The sequence below is a fragment of the Endozoicomonas sp. ALB091 genome, from assembly GCF_049310265.1.
GTDB lineage: Bacteria > Pseudomonadota > Gammaproteobacteria > Pseudomonadales > Endozoicomonadaceae > Endozoicomonas.
The window spans coordinates 1,219,814-1,234,697 of sequence record NZ_JBLYNQ010000008.1 but is presented as its reverse complement, the minus strand read 5'-3'; the positions used below and the strand labels follow the sequence as shown (position 1 = coordinate 1,234,697).

Sequence of the window (14,884 nt, the reverse complement as noted above, 5' to 3'; positions counted from 1 at the left end):
CTGCGATATTTGATTCTTTCCAATAGTTATAAAGGCCTTATGTCTGACCAGCAACTGATTGAAACCACCCGGAACTCATTACCTTCGCTCTCTTCCCGGGTGATGTTCTGGCGTCCGCGTTTTATGGCGGATTCGCCCTGGCTTGAGCATATTCCGTTTTATTTCTGGCTGATTGAGGCGCAGCAGCCGGAGTTGGTGTTTGATCCGGATGTTACGTCGGGCAGTACCTATTTTGCCCTGTGCCAGGCAGTGGACAAGCTGAATACCGAGACCCTCTGTATGGCGGGTTTTCACAGTCAGTGCCAACAGCAGGAAGCGATAGCCAGATATAACGAAGACCACTACCAGGAATTCTCCATTCTCTCCCCCGAACGAGCCCTGGACAGTATTAAGGATATTGATGACGGCAGCCTTGACCTTCTGGTCTTAAAATACAACAGTCCACTGATACTGAAGCAAAAATCGGGCAAAAGTGGCGAACAGTGGTGGGAGAAAAAACTGTCAGACTCTGCCATTGTCCTAGTACATGGCAGCCAGAAAAAAGAGATCAAGCCATTGTGTCGCTGGCTGAAAAAAAACTACAGCACCTTTGAGTTTGTTCATGGTAATGGACTGCTGGTGGTGGCCGCCGGTAAGCAGCAAAGTGTAAAAATCCAGTCATTAATGAGCCTCGGCACTAACCGCACCGGTGCCCGCATTATGCAGGATGTTTATTCCCGTCTTGGCCTGGCCTGTCGGGAATCCTGGTTCAGTGTTAACGGTAAGAAACAGCTCAAGGCGCTGGAGCTGGAACTTTCCCAAACCAGAGAAGAGCTGGCGAGCCATGAGCAAGAAAAGGCAGCCGTTGCCAGCCAATACCAGCAAGCCTGTCAAGAGCGGGAAGCCGCGCAACAGCAGAACCATAAGTTGCAGAACAGTGTGGAGCTGCGTTTTGATGAACTGGCTAAACTGACCACACTGCTCAACCAGACAGAAACCGAGTTACAGAGAGCCAGTGTTGAGCAGACAAAACTGCAACAGGCGCTGGAACAGTCCCTGACAGCGGCCAAGGAAACCCGATTAGCGGAAATCAAAAAACTCACTGACCAATTAAAAAACGAACAGGATAATAATCAAAAGGCAGCGGTAGAGTTGACCGGCGCAAACCAGAAACTGGCAGAACAGGATAAGTTAATTAAACGGCTGGAGCAGAATAACCAGTTGTTAGAAGCGGATCAGAAACAGGCCGCTTTGACCATTGAGGAACTGAAGCAAGAACACCGCCGACTGGAGCAATCTCTGCAACAGCGTTTTGATGAGCTGGCTATATTGACTTCCATGCTGGAAGAGAAAGAGCAGCAAATCAAACGGCAACCGGTTACCGGCACTGAAGAAAAATCGGAGGCAAAAGCGAGTCACAAAAAACGGCTGGCACTAAACTTTAACGTACTGGGAAAAAGACAGGCTGCCAAAGCAAAATTGAAAGAAAAGATCGTACTGATTGAGCAGTCCGGATTGTTCGATATCCAGTGGTACACCAAAACCTATCCGGCAGCGGCAAAATATAAAGCGGGAGCTATTGCTCACTATCTGATACTTGGCGCTAACAAGGGCCATAATCCTTCACCAGATTTTAATAGCAGTTGGTACCTTGATGCCTATCAGGATGTTAAAGAAGCAGGGATAAACCCATTGCTCCATTACATCCAGTTTGGCCGCAATGAAGGCCGATTTATCGAAAAAGCCTGATTAACTACTTAACTTTTATTTTCCTTGAACCTGTTATTTAAAACGTTATGCCTGAGTCAATTTTAAGGGATATTCAAAGTTCCGATTACTTTGATGCCGAGTGGTACCTTGAACAGTACCCCGATGTAAAAAAAGCCAATCTATGCCCGGCTACCCACTATGCCAACCTGGGTTGGCGTATGGGAAGAAATCCATCGGCAAAATTTAATACCAACAAATACCTTGAGTTTCATCAGGACGTGATGAAAGCTCGACTTAACCCGCTTGTTCATTATATCCGAACAGGGCAAACAGAAGGGCGAGCTGTTTTCGTGCTTAATACGCTACCGGCTGTTAATAGTACAAGTACAGACTATTTTGAAAGTCACTCTGCAAAATTGGACCCCATTACTCAGGTAATGCTCTGGAATGAAGCAGGCTACAAGCATACTTCAGAATATAATGCAGCCATTGAACAGATCAAAAAAGCGCAAAGCCATAAATCGGCAGATGCAGAAGTTAAGCCAGTAAGAACCATTCCTGAAGACTGGCCAGAAGACCTTAAACTTCGTCCATTACCCGAATCAACCAATGATTATCGATGGGCAAAACAGTACCGAAAAACCCCAGCGCCAGAAAAGATTGGTTTGAGTGTGGTTATCCCAACTTTTAACCGCTCCCATATACTCAGCGTCACCCTGGCTGCACTGACCCACCAAAAAACAGATTACCCATTTGAAATTATCGTGGCAGATGATGGCAGCCAGGAGGATATCACTCAAGTCATCCGGCAATTTGAACCCTTGCTGGAAATTAAATATGTACGGCAAAAAGATACCGGTTACCGGTTAAGTGCTGTACGAAACCTTGGGATTCGTACAGCTGCTTATGAGTTTGTCTCCATCATTGATTGCGATATGGCACCATCACCGAGCTGGGTACAAACCAATGTTGATATTTTGCTGGAATCGAATGAAGTCGCTGTAGTTGGGCCAAGAAAATATGTCGATACCAGTACACTGAATATTAAACACTGCTTGAATGACAAAGACTTTCTGAGCAAGCTGCCTGAAGTAGAAACCAATAACAGTATTGCCGGAGGTCCCAAGAAAGGGGAGATTACCGTAGATTGGCGACTGTCAACCTTTGAAGAAACCGATAACCTGCGGTTGAGTAATGCGCCTTTCCGTTTTTTCAGTGGCGGAAATGTGGCCTTTTCCAAAAAATGGCTGGAAAAAGCCGGTTGGTTTGATGAAGCCTTTGAAGCCTGGGGGGGCGAAGATGGTGAGTTTGGTTACCGACTCTACCGTGCAGGCTGCTTCTTCCAATCAGCCATGGGGGCTATGGCCTACCATCAGGAGCCACCGGGGAAAGAAAACGAGACAGACCGGGCAGCAGGAAAAGCCATTACGGAAAAACTGCGCTCCGGAAAGGTTCCTTACTTCTACCGCAAACTACAGCCTTTGGAAGTAGCAGAGCTAAACCCTGTGCCATTGGTGTCAATCTATATTCCCGCCTACAACTGCGAGAACTCCATTGTCCGTTGCGTAGAAAGCGCCTTGAATCAGACAGTGACCGATCTCGAAGTCTGTATCTGTGATGATGGCTCTACCGATAATACATTACAGATCATTAAACAACGATATGAGCATAACCCAAGGGTACGTTACACCACTCAAACCAATGGGGGTATTGGTGCAGCCTCTAACGGCGCGGTGAAATTGTGCCGCGGTTATTATATTGGCCAGCTGGATTCTGATGATTATTTGAATCCGGATGCGGTGGAGCTTTGCCTTAAAGAGTTCCTGAAAGATCATTCGTTAGCTTGTGTGTACACCACCAATAATAATGTTGATCCGCAAGGTAACCTGATCAGCAAAGGGTATAATTGGCCTGAATTTTCCCGTGAGAAACTAACGACCGCAATGATTGCCCATCATTTCAGGATGTTTACGGCAAGAGCGTGGAATCTTACTGACGGTTTTGATGAAGAAATTACTAATGCCGTTGATTATGATATGTTTTTGAAGTTGAGTGAGGTTGGGCCTTTTAAACATGTAAATAAGGTTTGCTACAATCGCGTTATACATGGAGAAAACACTTCAATAAGGCAACTAGGAACGCAAAAAACAAACCATTTTGGAGTTGTGGCAAAAGCATTGACTCGGCAACATTTGATTGATTGGGCTTATATAGCTGAAACGGATTTAGATTCTTGTCGAAAATATACTTTTAAAAAAGTAGTTTTAAAAGCTGTCTGAACGTTTTTTAAGTAGTCAGGTACTCGTAATCGAACATTGTCATTTTCATTATTTGACAATTGTAGGCAAATAAAAAAAATCAAACCAAATACCTTACTTCATTAATAATGCTTTAGGCTAAAAGTTATTCTAAATATGTGTGTATGTCTTTTTAAAACATTAGAAAAGTGTTCTGATTGGAGTTCAGATTTATGAAGTTTAGTGCAGTTGTAAATTGTTTTAATGAAGAGCTTTATGTTTATTATTCATTAAAGAGCATATATGGATATACAGACGAAATTATTGTGGTCGATAATTGCTCATCCGATAGTACAGTAGATATAGTTAATCAATTCATTAGGAGTGAGGATTTAGAGAATAAAGTTAAACTGTATGCGCTTGAAGAACCAATGCAGCTGGGGGATGTAAGGAATTTTGCTTTAGGTAAGGCTAAAAATGATTGGGTTATAAAGTGGGATGGTGATTTTTGTGCTTTTGGTGAGATGGATGTTGAAAATGAAAAGCAGGCACCATTCTCAAAATTACTAAAAGTTGTCGAAAGCAAAAAAAACGATTATGACATATTTCTTCTTCATAGCCTGAATATTTCAGGTGATTTGTATCACTATGACAAATCAAGAGCAAGATTAGGGTTGAACGGTGATTCTTTTGTAGGAAGAAAAGACTGTATGTCTTATGGTGTAACAGAAAAGTATGGAGATGTTGGGATTCTAAAAAGGAAGAATGGAGAAAAGGCCAAGTTGTTTTATCTAAATAACCCAGAAAAAGATCCCATGTATTTTATTCATATATATGGAGTTAAACCTGATTCATATCTGCTTTACAGAAGGTTTTTGTCTGAATATCAAGTTTGGGTTGCAAAAAACAAAAATAGAATTAAAGATTTTTGGGAATGGCTTGGTCAGGAAAGAAATTACAATATAGATGGCGGTGTTAGTTATGTTAAAAAAGAAATAGTTAAAAACATGCTTAAACATGACTTATATTTGCCGAAAATCCTCCAGCCAGAAATAGAACAACCTAAATACCTCGTTCGTTACGAGAATGACATTCCTGTATCCAGAGAGTCATTAGTTTGATTTTTTTTTGAATTTTGATTGGGTTATATCTTGAAAAGAATTATTGTTGATCTTGATGGCACAATAACCACAGCTAACACTAAAAACTATCTTAAAGTAAAACCAAATTATGACCTTGTAAAACAGCTCCACGAGTACAAGAGAATAGGTTTTGTTATTACCATTCACACTGCACGTAATATGCGTACATATGAAGGCAATGTAGGAAAAATAAACATCCACACATTACCAACCATCATAGAATGGCTTGATAAACACCAAGTGCCGTACGATGAAATTATTGTCGGCAAACCCTGGTGTGGCCATGAAGGTTTTTATATCGATGATCGCGCTATCAGACCTAGCGAATTTTCCCGTATGTCGTTAGATGAAATTAACGAACTTCTGGAAAAGGAAGTCGAATTCAGGAACCAGCAGTAATATGTTTTTAATTACATCAGGGGCTTATGTTTCTCAGGATCTTGTTTCTGAGATTGGGCAGCTCCCCCTGCTTTCTTACCGGTCGGGAATCAACGGCTGTTTATTTATCAGCTGGAACAATTGGCGCAGGTATCTTCGGATATCTACCTTTCCATTCCGGAAGGCTACCCACTTGAACGTCATGAACGGGTATTGCTCGAACAATACGGTGTGAGTATTTTGCCCGTGCCTGAAGGTTTGACCCTTGGCGAATCGGTTCTGTATTGCTGGAACAGTACTGGCAAACGTTATGATAACTTGCAAATCCTGCACGGCGATACACTGATTCGTGGTATGGATTTTAGTCTGTTGGATTCGGTGTCTATTGCCCAGAATCAGGGCTATTATCACCGGGCCACGGTTTCCCGGGGGAATCTGGTTAATGGCGCCATTGAAGATGCCTGGGCAGGGGATGATGAGTGGATTTTATCAGGCTATTTCTCATTCAGTCAGCCACAAAGATTTATTCAGGGCATTGTAAAAAACAGCGGTGATTTTATTGCTGGCCTGCAGTACTACAGCCATATGTGCCCGTTAAAAGGTATTGAGAGCTGTGAATGGTTTGATTTTGGTCATATCAATACCTTTTTCCGCTCCCGAACGCTGATTACCACCCAGCGTGCATTTAATGAGATGTCCATTACACCGCGAGTGGTGTCTAAGGCGAGTCATAAGAGCATTAAAATGCTGGCTGAGGTCAACTGGTTTCGCAGCTTGCCGGAAAATCTGAGAATCTATACGCCACACCTGGTCAGCGACAATACCGAAGCAGAGATTGCCAGCTATTCTCTGGAATACCTCTACTTACTGCCACTGAACGATATGTTTGTTTATGGCAATCTACCGGGGAATGTCTGGTATCAGATTTTTGATGCCTGTAAGCAAGTCAATGAGGCTCTGGCAAGCCACAGACCTGATGTTGCGACATCACCGGATAAACTGAACAGTCTTTATCTGCCCAAAACATTGGCAAGGCTGGATGAATTTGCTACACAACGGTCTTTTGATATTTCCAAACCGGTTACCTTTAATGGGGTTGAGTTGCCGCCTTTGCTGGATATTGCTTATGAAACGGCAAAACTGATTCCTTCCGCATCGACAACTGATGAGGGTATCTCCCACGGTGATTTCTGTTTCAGCAATATCCTTTATGATGCCCGGGTTCAGTCAATTAAACTCATTGATCCAAGGGGCATTGATAATGAGGGTAATTTATCCATTTATGGGGATACCCGCTACGATATCGCCAAGCTCTATCACTCCGTAATTGGCCTTTATGACTTGATTATTGCTCACCGGTTTACGCTGACCGGTAACCTTGAAACGGGTTCTTTTGATTTAGAATTTCCAGATATGGAACGCCTGTCGGTGGTGCAGGAAACTTTTAGAAAATGTTTCTTTGCCCGTTGCCCAGAGAGGGAAAAGGTGACACTGGCCATTACTGTTCACCTTTTCCTTTCAATGTTACCTCTTCATGCAGACAGGGTTGAGGGCCAGGTGGCTATGCTTGCCAATGCGCTCAGGCTTTACAGAATGCTGGTAGAAAGTGATGTGGTACGGTTTGAGGAAGTTGCATGATTGTCATACCAATGGCGGGCTTGAGTTCACGCTTTTTCAAAGCTGGGTATACCCAGCCTAAGTACATGCTGGAAGCTCATGGTAAAAGCCTGTTTCGTCACTCGGTTGAGAGTTTTCAGCGGTACTTTGCCACTGAAGAGTTCCTTTTTATTATCCGTGATGTTTATGGAACCTATGACTTTGTCACCCGGGAAGTGACCAATATGGGGATTAAGTCTTACCGAATATTTGTGCTTGATAGTGAAACCCGGGGGCAAGCTGAAACGGTTTATCTGGCGCTTGAAACGTTAAGGGGTCATGAGCCCATCACTATTTTTAACATTGATACTTTCCGGCCAGGATTTGAATACCCAGCGACTATTGGAAAGCTGGATGGTTATCTTGAAGTGTTTGAAGGCAGTGGGGATAACTGGTCGTTTATTAAACTCGATAAAAATGATCATAGCCGAGTGGCGCTGACAACGGAAAAGAACCCTGTTTCTAACCTTTGCTGCACGGGTCTGTATTATTTTTCTGATATGCAGGTATTCAAAAATAGTTTTATTGAATACGCCAGTCGCCCACAGTCGGAGTGGGAAAAAGCAGAGTTGTATGTCGCCCCACTGTATAACCTTTTGATTTCTCGAGGTGATTCCATTGGGTATGACTTAATTGATGACAATCAGGTTATTTTCTGCGGTGTTCCCCAAGAATATCTCGATTTTAAGGATACTAAAATCACTCCATAAATTATTGGCAATGTTTCTAAAACTATCGTCATTGCAGTGTTAAATTTATCGATCATTCAAGGTTGTGTTGTTTGAACTTAAAACCAGTAGCAGCCATCTTTTGGGAACAAGTCTTATGGCAAACCACCGCTTATGAAAAGGGGCAATCAACAGTTCTGGAAAAGCTGGTAACTGATTTAAATGCTTGTAATAGGGGTTATGCCAATTGGGCTTTGGCTCGCTGGCATGCCAGCACCGGTGAATGGCCCAAGGCTTTATCTTATATCCATAATCTTCTGCCAGAAATTCGTGTAAAAGGCGTACCAAGTCATATCGGGGTTACCTTACTGGTCTTTTCGGTATTAGTGCACAATGGTGATCAGGCCGGTGCTGAGCAAACTCTGTGCTGCGCTAACCAGCATTTTGGTATTTGCCCCGATGGGCACTTGATGGCCTGCAACTTAAAGCAGTTTTTTTCCCAATCTGACGGCGATGGTTTAATAGCGCTTGTTGAACTCTATAAACGTTATGGTTTGGTACTACCAGACTATAAGAATCTTGGCCACCCGTTCGGCCTGGATAATCTGGTCAGTAAATCCCGGTTCACTTGCAACATGGCTGACCATCCTCTGGTGTCGATCATCATCCCTGTTTTTAATGGAGAATCGACACTGGGTACCGCACTGCATTCCCTAACCGAACAATCCTGGCGGGCACTCGAAATCCTTGTGGTGGATGATTGCAGCACTGATAAGTCCCTCCAGATAGCCCGGCAATGGGCAGAGCAGGATTCCCGAATCCGGGTACTGGCTAACCATACCAACCAAGGTGCCTATGCTGCCAGAAATACCGGCCTTGCCGCTGCTAAAGGAGAGTTTATTACCACCCACGATGCGGATGACTGGTCCCATTGCCAGAAGATTGAGCTTCAGGTTAAGGCGCTGCTGGTCAGCCCTCAGCACATGGCATCCGCTTCCCACTGGGCCCGTTGTTCAAGCCAGCTGGTGTTTGGCACCTGGCGGCAGGAGGCCAGCTGGATATACCGGAATGTTTCGTCTTTGATGTTTCGCCGTTCGGTGTTTGATCAGCTGGGTTATTGGGACCGGGTCTCGGTGAATGCGGATACGGAGTACTATTATCGGATTATTGCCGCCTATGGGCAGCAGTCCATTATTGAAGTCAAGCCCGGTATCCCCCTGGCTTTTGGCCGAATGGAACCCGGTAGCCTGACCATGGCCTCGGAGACCCATCTGCGTACGCAGTTTGGCGGTGTCCGGAAGGATTATATGGATGCGGCCCATCTGTGGCACCGGCAGCAGGGTTCTGATGGCTTGTATTTGTCGTTTAATCCACAGCAACGGCCTTTTCCGGTGCCCGCCCTGATAAACCGGCCCGGCCAGTATTTTGGTCTGCACCATTATCCGGTATACCCCGGCAGGCAAGCGGTGGACAACGAAGCAAAAACCATTTTGCTTTGCGCCCACGCTTCGGGTATCACCCTGTTTGGCGGCGAGCGCAGTTTCCTGGATATGGCCAGGGCGGTAGACCAGGCGGGTTACCAATTGGTTATTACCCTGCCGGAACAGGGTAGCCGGGAGTATCTGGACGCATTGCTGGAGTATGCATCGACCGCCATTGTTTTCCCTTATTTATGGTGGCATGGCAAGCGAGCGGTCAATGAACGGGCTAGCCGTGATTTTGAGGCCATTCTTGATGCCTATGGTGTTGATCTTGTCCATGTCAATACGCTGGTGCTGAGGGAACCCCTGCTGGCGGCTCGCAATAAACAGGTGCCCGGCCTGGTTCATGTGCGGGAGTTGCCGGGTTTCGATCCGGCCCTGTGTGAAGGACTGGGGGCTGAACCTGACCAGATTCGCAGCAATATCCTGAACTGGGCCGATGGCTTTATTGTTAATTCACAATGTACCCAGCGTTATATCAATCAGCCGGAACGATGTTCTCTGCTTTATAACACCGTTGACGCTTCTGCTTTTAATGCCCCTCCGGGACCAAAAGCTGAAGTACGCTTTGCTCTGGTCAGCAGCAATATTCCCAAAAAAGGGCTGGATGATTTTGTTACTCTGGCCCGGCGTGCCGAAGGTCATATTGCCAATGCCCGGTTTATTTTGATCGGGCCTGATAATGAACATATTGAGGCTTTGCGAGCCTGTGCGACTTTACCCGCTAACCTGGTGATTGCTGGCTACTCACAAACGCCACAGCAGGCCCTGAACCAGGCCGACGTGATTCTGAATTTATCGTCTTTTCAGGAATCCTTTGGCCGAACCATTGCTGAAGCTATGGCTTCGGGCCGTCCGGTGATTGGCTATCGGTGGGGGGCTCTGCCGGAGCTGATTGATAATGGCGTCAATGGTTTTCTGGTGCATCTGGGGGATATTGAAGGTCTGCTCCGGCGGGTAGCCATTCTGGCTGAAGATCCTGAGCTGCTGCTGGCAATGGGTAAAGCTGGCAGAAAAAAGGTGGTGAGTCATTTTGGTTTTACCCGTTTTGCTGAAACCCTGAAAACCATTTACGACCAATGGCTTGGTTGAGCGTAATTCCAACCAAACCGTTTTTTTCTTGTTTTTCCATTTGGTAAAAAGTTTCCTATGAAAATTGCAATTGCAGGTACAGGCTATGTTGGCCTGTCCAACGCGGTTCTGTTAGCTCAGCACCATCAGGTGATGGCTGTTGATATTGTCCCCCAAAAGGTGGCTATGATTAATCACCGCATGTCGCCTATTGTGGATGCGGAAATTGAAGAGTTTCTGGCCCACCGGGAGCTGAACTTGAGGGCGACCACCGATCCGCAGCTGGCCTATGCCGATGTAGAGTTTGTGATTATTGCCACGCCAACGGATTATGACCCGAAAACCAACTACTTTAATACCACCTCTGTTGAAGCGGTGATTAATCAGGTAATGGCGATTAATCCCCATGCGGTGATGGTGATCAAATCCACCGTTCCCGTTGGCTATACCCAGCGGGTTAAAGAGGAGCTGGGTTGTGACAATATTATGTTTTCACCGGAGTTTCTGCGGGAAGGCAAGGCTTTGCACGACAATTTACACCCATCCCGGATCATTGTGGGTGAGCAGTCGGAGCGGGCAGAATGTTTTGCCCAGCTATTGGTAGAAGGCGCCGGGAAGAGCGATATCCCGGTACTCTTCACCGACTCCACCGAAGCGGAAGCCATCAAGCTGTTTTCCAACACCTACCTGGCGATGCGGGTGGCGTATTTTAATGAGCTGGATACTTACGCCGAGGTGCATGGCCTGGATGCCCGCCAGATTATTGAAGGGGTGGGTTACGATCCCCGGATCGGTGGCCACTACAATAACCCCTCCTTCGGTTACGGCGGTTATTGCCTGCCGAAGGATACCCGGCAGCTGTTGGCCAACTATCAGGATGTGCCCAACAATATTATTGGTGCCATTGTGGATGCCAACACTACCCGCAAGGATTTTGTTGCCGAGTCCATCCTTAGGCGCAAACCCCAGGTGGTGGGTATTTATCGCCTGATTATGAAGGCCGGTTCCGATAACTTCCGGGCTTCTTCTATCCAGGGCATTATGAAACGCATCAAGGCTAAAGGTATTGAAGTGGTGGTCTATGAGCCGGTGCTGGATGAAGCGGAGTTCTTTAACTCACGGGTAATTACCGACCTGAACAAATTCAAACAGACCGCCGATGTGATTGTCTCCAACCGGTTGGTAGATGAACTGTCAGATGTGCTGGATAAGGTCTATACCCGCGATCTGTTTGGTTCCGATTAAAATCATCATGTGATTTTGTAGAAGGGTTTAAGCGTTTAAAGGTTTAAAACAGCGTTTCAACCTGTTTGAAACATGACCTACTTAAAGCGTTTAAGGATTTAAAAAAGCACCCAAATTTCACCCTTAACGTTTTAACGCTTAAACACTTAAACGCTTAAACCTTTTTTTAACCTGTAACTTTTTTTGCCATGAAACTCTCCATCGCAGCCATTTTTAAGAATGAGCACCCCTACATCATTGAATGGCTGGCTTATCACCGGTTGGTAGGGTTTGATCAGTTCATTATTGCCGACAATATCAGCGATGATGGTTCCACCGAGCTGCTGAAAGCATTGGATGAGGTGGGTCTGATTCAGCGTATCGAGTACCCGACCCGTGATAATAAAGGCCCCCAGGTTCCTGCTTATAATGAGATGCTCAACCTTGTAAAAGGCAGGGTGGATTTGCTGGCATTTATTGATGCTGATGAATTTGTCGTTCCGGCACAGGGTACCAGTGTACGGGAGTATCTTGCGCCGTTTATGGCGGATGATTGTGTTGGGGCTATCGCTGTTAACTGGGCGATTTATGGTTCATCCGGTAAGAGCGAGTTTCGGGATGAGCCGGTTTCCCGGCGATTTACCCAGCGTGCACGGCAGGTCACCGGGGTGAACAGGCATATCAAAACCATAGTAAAGCCTGAATTCTGTGCACAGATGCTTAATCCCCATAAAGCGGCACTGAAAAAAGGGCGTTACATTAAGTCAAATGGGGAGCCGTTTGCTTTTTCCGAGCACAACGAACATGGCTGCAGTACAACGGTGGACTGGTCGCCGCTGAGGATCAACCACTATGTTGTCAAGTCGTTCGAGGAGTTCAAGCAGCGTAAACAGAAAAGAGGGCGGGCTTCGGTTAGTGAGCTGCGCAAAGACGGTTTTTTTAAAGCCCATGATATGAATCATGAGACCAGCCATATTATGGAGCGCTTTCAGGAGCCACTTGCCGGGGAAATACAGCAGATTCGTTATCAATTAAATCTGTTGCAATACAAAAAAGAATTGTCGGTCATGCAAGGCGCGGCAGGTAAGTTCATTGCCAGAACAGGCGCTCTTGGCCGCTGGCTGGATCGGCAGCCGGAGTTTTCCCTGGTTCCGTATTCAGATGTGAAACCAGCCAGTGGTGAGTATCGATGGGAGGCAACCGGCAAAGATCCGGCGTTTATGCTGAAACATTCCGGCGCTGTCCTGCATGGCTGGTATATGCTCACCGTCAGCGTAAAGGGTAACTTGCCACAGTTTCATGGCAAGCTTTATATCAATGATGGCGAGGGCATGGGGGAAGAATCGGCAGTCTACCTGCCCCTGCATAAAGGCAAAGCGGTTAAGCGGGTTTGTTATTTCCCTAAGCCAGTGAAAGGGTTGCGCTTTGATCCGACGGAAGAGATCGCCCTGTTTAATGTAGAGGCGCTCAGTTTTTCCAAACTGACGCCAGGCTTTGCCCGCCAGTTGATGTTGAAGAAGGTAAGCAGCTTCTTTCCGGGAGATTTTTCTTATTTAACCAGGGATGAATTGGTTAAACGGTATAGCTTATGTTTTCGCCATAGTTCGTCGGATACAAATTATAGTGAATGGTTGCAGTGGTATGATGAATCCCGTTTTCATCCCATTGCTATTGAGCGCAGACTTGCGCAGTTGAAAAGTAACGTTCGGTTCTCAATCATCATACAGATTGCTGGTGATGAGCGGGTTGTCCCAGCACTTGTTGAATCGCTGTTTGCTCAAGTATACCGACACTTTGAGGTGATGATTATCGCTTATGGGGGTAATCAGCCTTCGGCTTTGGCCATTGCCAGTCAATTTGAACAGTACGGTATTAAATGTCAGGTACTGACCAAAACGGCTGATAATGGCGAGGATCTGAATAGCGCCTGCCAGCGGGCTTCTGGTGAGTATCTTGTGGTGCCTGATCCAGCTTTGGCGTTATCCGCGTTGGCGTTACTCTCTTTTGCTGAAGCTATTTCTTCTAACGCATCCGGGTTGCTACCCATTATTGTTTATGGTGATCAGGATCGGATTGATCACAAAGGCATGCGCCATACTCCCGATTTCAAGTCAGGCTGGAATCCCGATTTGTTGCTCGCTCAGGATTATATCTCCGATTGTATTGCTATCCATCGGCAGGCATTGAATGGCATAGGAGGCTTCCGCTCAGGTATTACAGGCTATGAAGTCTATGATGTGGTATTGCGAGTCTGCGCACTGGCAAACGATCAGCAGGTGAAAAGAGTTCCAGAAATGGTCAGTCATCGCTATTCAAGTAACAGACAAGGCGGTGAGCAAAAACACAGTGGGAATACGGCTATTAAAGTCCGCAAAGATTACCTGGCTACGGTTAAGAATGTGAATGCCGAGGTTGTCTATCTGGAAAACAAGCGGAGTTATCGTGTTATCTGGCCTTTACCCATTGAGCCTCTGGTTAGCTTGATTATTCCTACACGCAATGGCTATGAGATTCTGAAGCAATGTGTGGATAGCATTCTGGCAAAAACCAGTTACCGGAATTTTGAAATTCTGATTATTGATAATCAGTCTGACTGTGCGCAAACGCTGGCCTACCTGGATGATATTTCCCGACATAAGCAGGTGTCTGTTTACCGCTATGACGATGTATTTAACTACTCGGCAATCAATAACTTTGCGGTGGAAAAAGCCAGCGGGGACGTTGTTGGGCTGATTAATAATGATGTGGAAATCATTAATCCCGATTGGCTAAGAGAAATGGTATCCCAGGCCATGCGTCCAGACATCGGTTGTGTGGGTGCGATGCTCTATTACGCTAACGATACGATTCAACATGCCGGTGTTATCAGTGGTTTGGGCGGTGTGGCCGGACATTCTCATAAGCATTTCAGACGTGGCGATGCGGGTTTTCAGAATCGATTGAACTGTGTTCAAAACCTGTCGGCGGTAACGGCGGCAGCTCTGTTGGTGAAAAAAGCGATCTACCGGGAAGTTGGTGGGCTGGATGCTGAGAACCTGCTGGTTGCATTTAATGATGTGGATTTTTGCCTGAAAGTCAGGCAGGCTGGCTACAGAAATTTATGGACATCGTTTGCTGAGCTATACCATCATGAGTCGGTCAGCCGTGGGCAGGATGACACACCCGAGAAGAAGGCTCGTTTTGAGCAAGAGTATCAGTTCATGAAAAACAAGTGGGCTGGCAAACTGGCTTCTGATCCTTATTATCATCCCAATCTGACCCAGCGAAGGGAAGATTTTTCACTGAATTTTACTGTACTTTAGCTATGTTGCCAGATAGTGATCAGGAGTCAGTTCTGA

Annotated in this window: 9 protein-coding genes; all 9 read left to right on the top strand. The window is 45.9% G+C overall.

Annotated elements, in window-relative coordinates:
* Positions 1 to 39 precede the first annotated feature (39 nt).
* The 9 genes from ACO6UX_RS21705 to ACO6UX_RS21665 all read left to right on the top strand — a co-directional run bounded on the left by ACO6UX_RS21705 (position 40) and on the right by ACO6UX_RS21665 (position 14,848).
* Positions 40 to 1,728 (top strand): hypothetical protein, encoded by a 1,689-nt coding sequence (locus tag ACO6UX_RS21705; protein WP_422450378.1) that lies wholly within the window; start codon positions 40 to 42, stop codon positions 1,726 to 1,728.
* Between the two features lie 179 nt (positions 1,729 to 1,907).
* A complete protein-coding gene (locus ACO6UX_RS21700) occupies positions 1,908 to 3,968 on the top strand; it encodes a glycosyltransferase family 2 protein (protein WP_422450377.1) in 2,061 nt (686 codons plus the stop codon).
* Positions 3,969 to 4,159: 191 nt separating this feature from the next.
* A complete protein-coding gene (locus ACO6UX_RS21695) occupies positions 4,160 to 5,047 on the top strand; it encodes a glycosyltransferase family 2 protein (RefSeq protein ID WP_422450376.1) in 888 nt (295 codons plus the stop codon).
* 30 nt (positions 5,048 to 5,077) lie between these two features.
* Positions 5,078 to 5,467: a capsular biosynthesis protein gene (locus ACO6UX_RS21690; protein WP_422450375.1), complete on the top strand. Its 390-nt coding sequence runs from the start codon at positions 5,078 to 5,080 to the stop codon at positions 5,465 to 5,467.
* A 120-nt stretch (positions 5,468 to 5,587) separates the two neighbouring features.
* Positions 5,588 to 7,084 (top strand): hypothetical protein, encoded by a 1,497-nt coding sequence (locus ACO6UX_RS21685; protein ID WP_422450374.1) that lies wholly within the window; start codon positions 5,588 to 5,590, stop codon positions 7,082 to 7,084.
* An 11-nt stretch (positions 7,085 to 7,095) separates the two neighbouring features.
* Positions 7,096 to 7,812, top strand: coding sequence for a glycosyltransferase family 2 protein (locus tag ACO6UX_RS21680; RefSeq protein ID WP_422450373.1), 717 nt, complete (start codon positions 7,096 to 7,098; stop codon positions 7,810 to 7,812).
* A 71-nt stretch (positions 7,813 to 7,883) separates the two neighbouring features.
* Positions 7,884 to 10,343, top strand: a complete 2,460-nt coding sequence (locus tag ACO6UX_RS21675; protein ID WP_422450372.1) for a glycosyltransferase — start codon at positions 7,884 to 7,886, stop codon at positions 10,341 to 10,343.
* A 57-nt stretch (positions 10,344 to 10,400) separates the two neighbouring features.
* Positions 10,401 to 11,567, top strand: coding sequence for a nucleotide sugar dehydrogenase (locus tag ACO6UX_RS21670; RefSeq protein ID WP_422450371.1), 1,167 nt, complete (start codon positions 10,401 to 10,403; stop codon positions 11,565 to 11,567).
* A gap of 188 nt (positions 11,568 to 11,755) precedes the next feature.
* Entirely contained in the window at positions 11,756 to 14,848 is a 3,093-nt protein-coding gene (locus tag ACO6UX_RS21665; RefSeq protein WP_422450370.1) for a glycosyltransferase, read from the top strand.
* Positions 14,849 to 14,884 lie beyond the last annotated feature (36 nt).

Coding starts and splice junctions, on each gene's coding strand:
- ACO6UX_RS21700 (WP_422450377.1), top strand. CDS start 1,908: ATGGGAAGAAATCCATCGGCAAAATTTAATACCAACAAATACCTTGAG.
- ACO6UX_RS21705 (WP_422450378.1), top strand. CDS start 40: ATGTCTGACCAGCAACTGATTGAAACCACCCGGAACTCATTACCTTCG.
- ACO6UX_RS21665 (WP_422450370.1), top strand. CDS start 11,756: ATGAAACTCTCCATCGCAGCCATTTTTAAGAATGAGCACCCCTACATC.
- ACO6UX_RS21670 (WP_422450371.1), top strand. CDS start 10,401: ATGAAAATTGCAATTGCAGGTACAGGCTATGTTGGCCTGTCCAACGCG.
- ACO6UX_RS21695 (WP_422450376.1), top strand. CDS start 4,160: ATGAAGTTTAGTGCAGTTGTAAATTGTTTTAATGAAGAGCTTTATGTT.
- ACO6UX_RS21680 (WP_422450373.1), top strand. CDS start 7,096: ATGGCGGGCTTGAGTTCACGCTTTTTCAAAGCTGGGTATACCCAGCCT.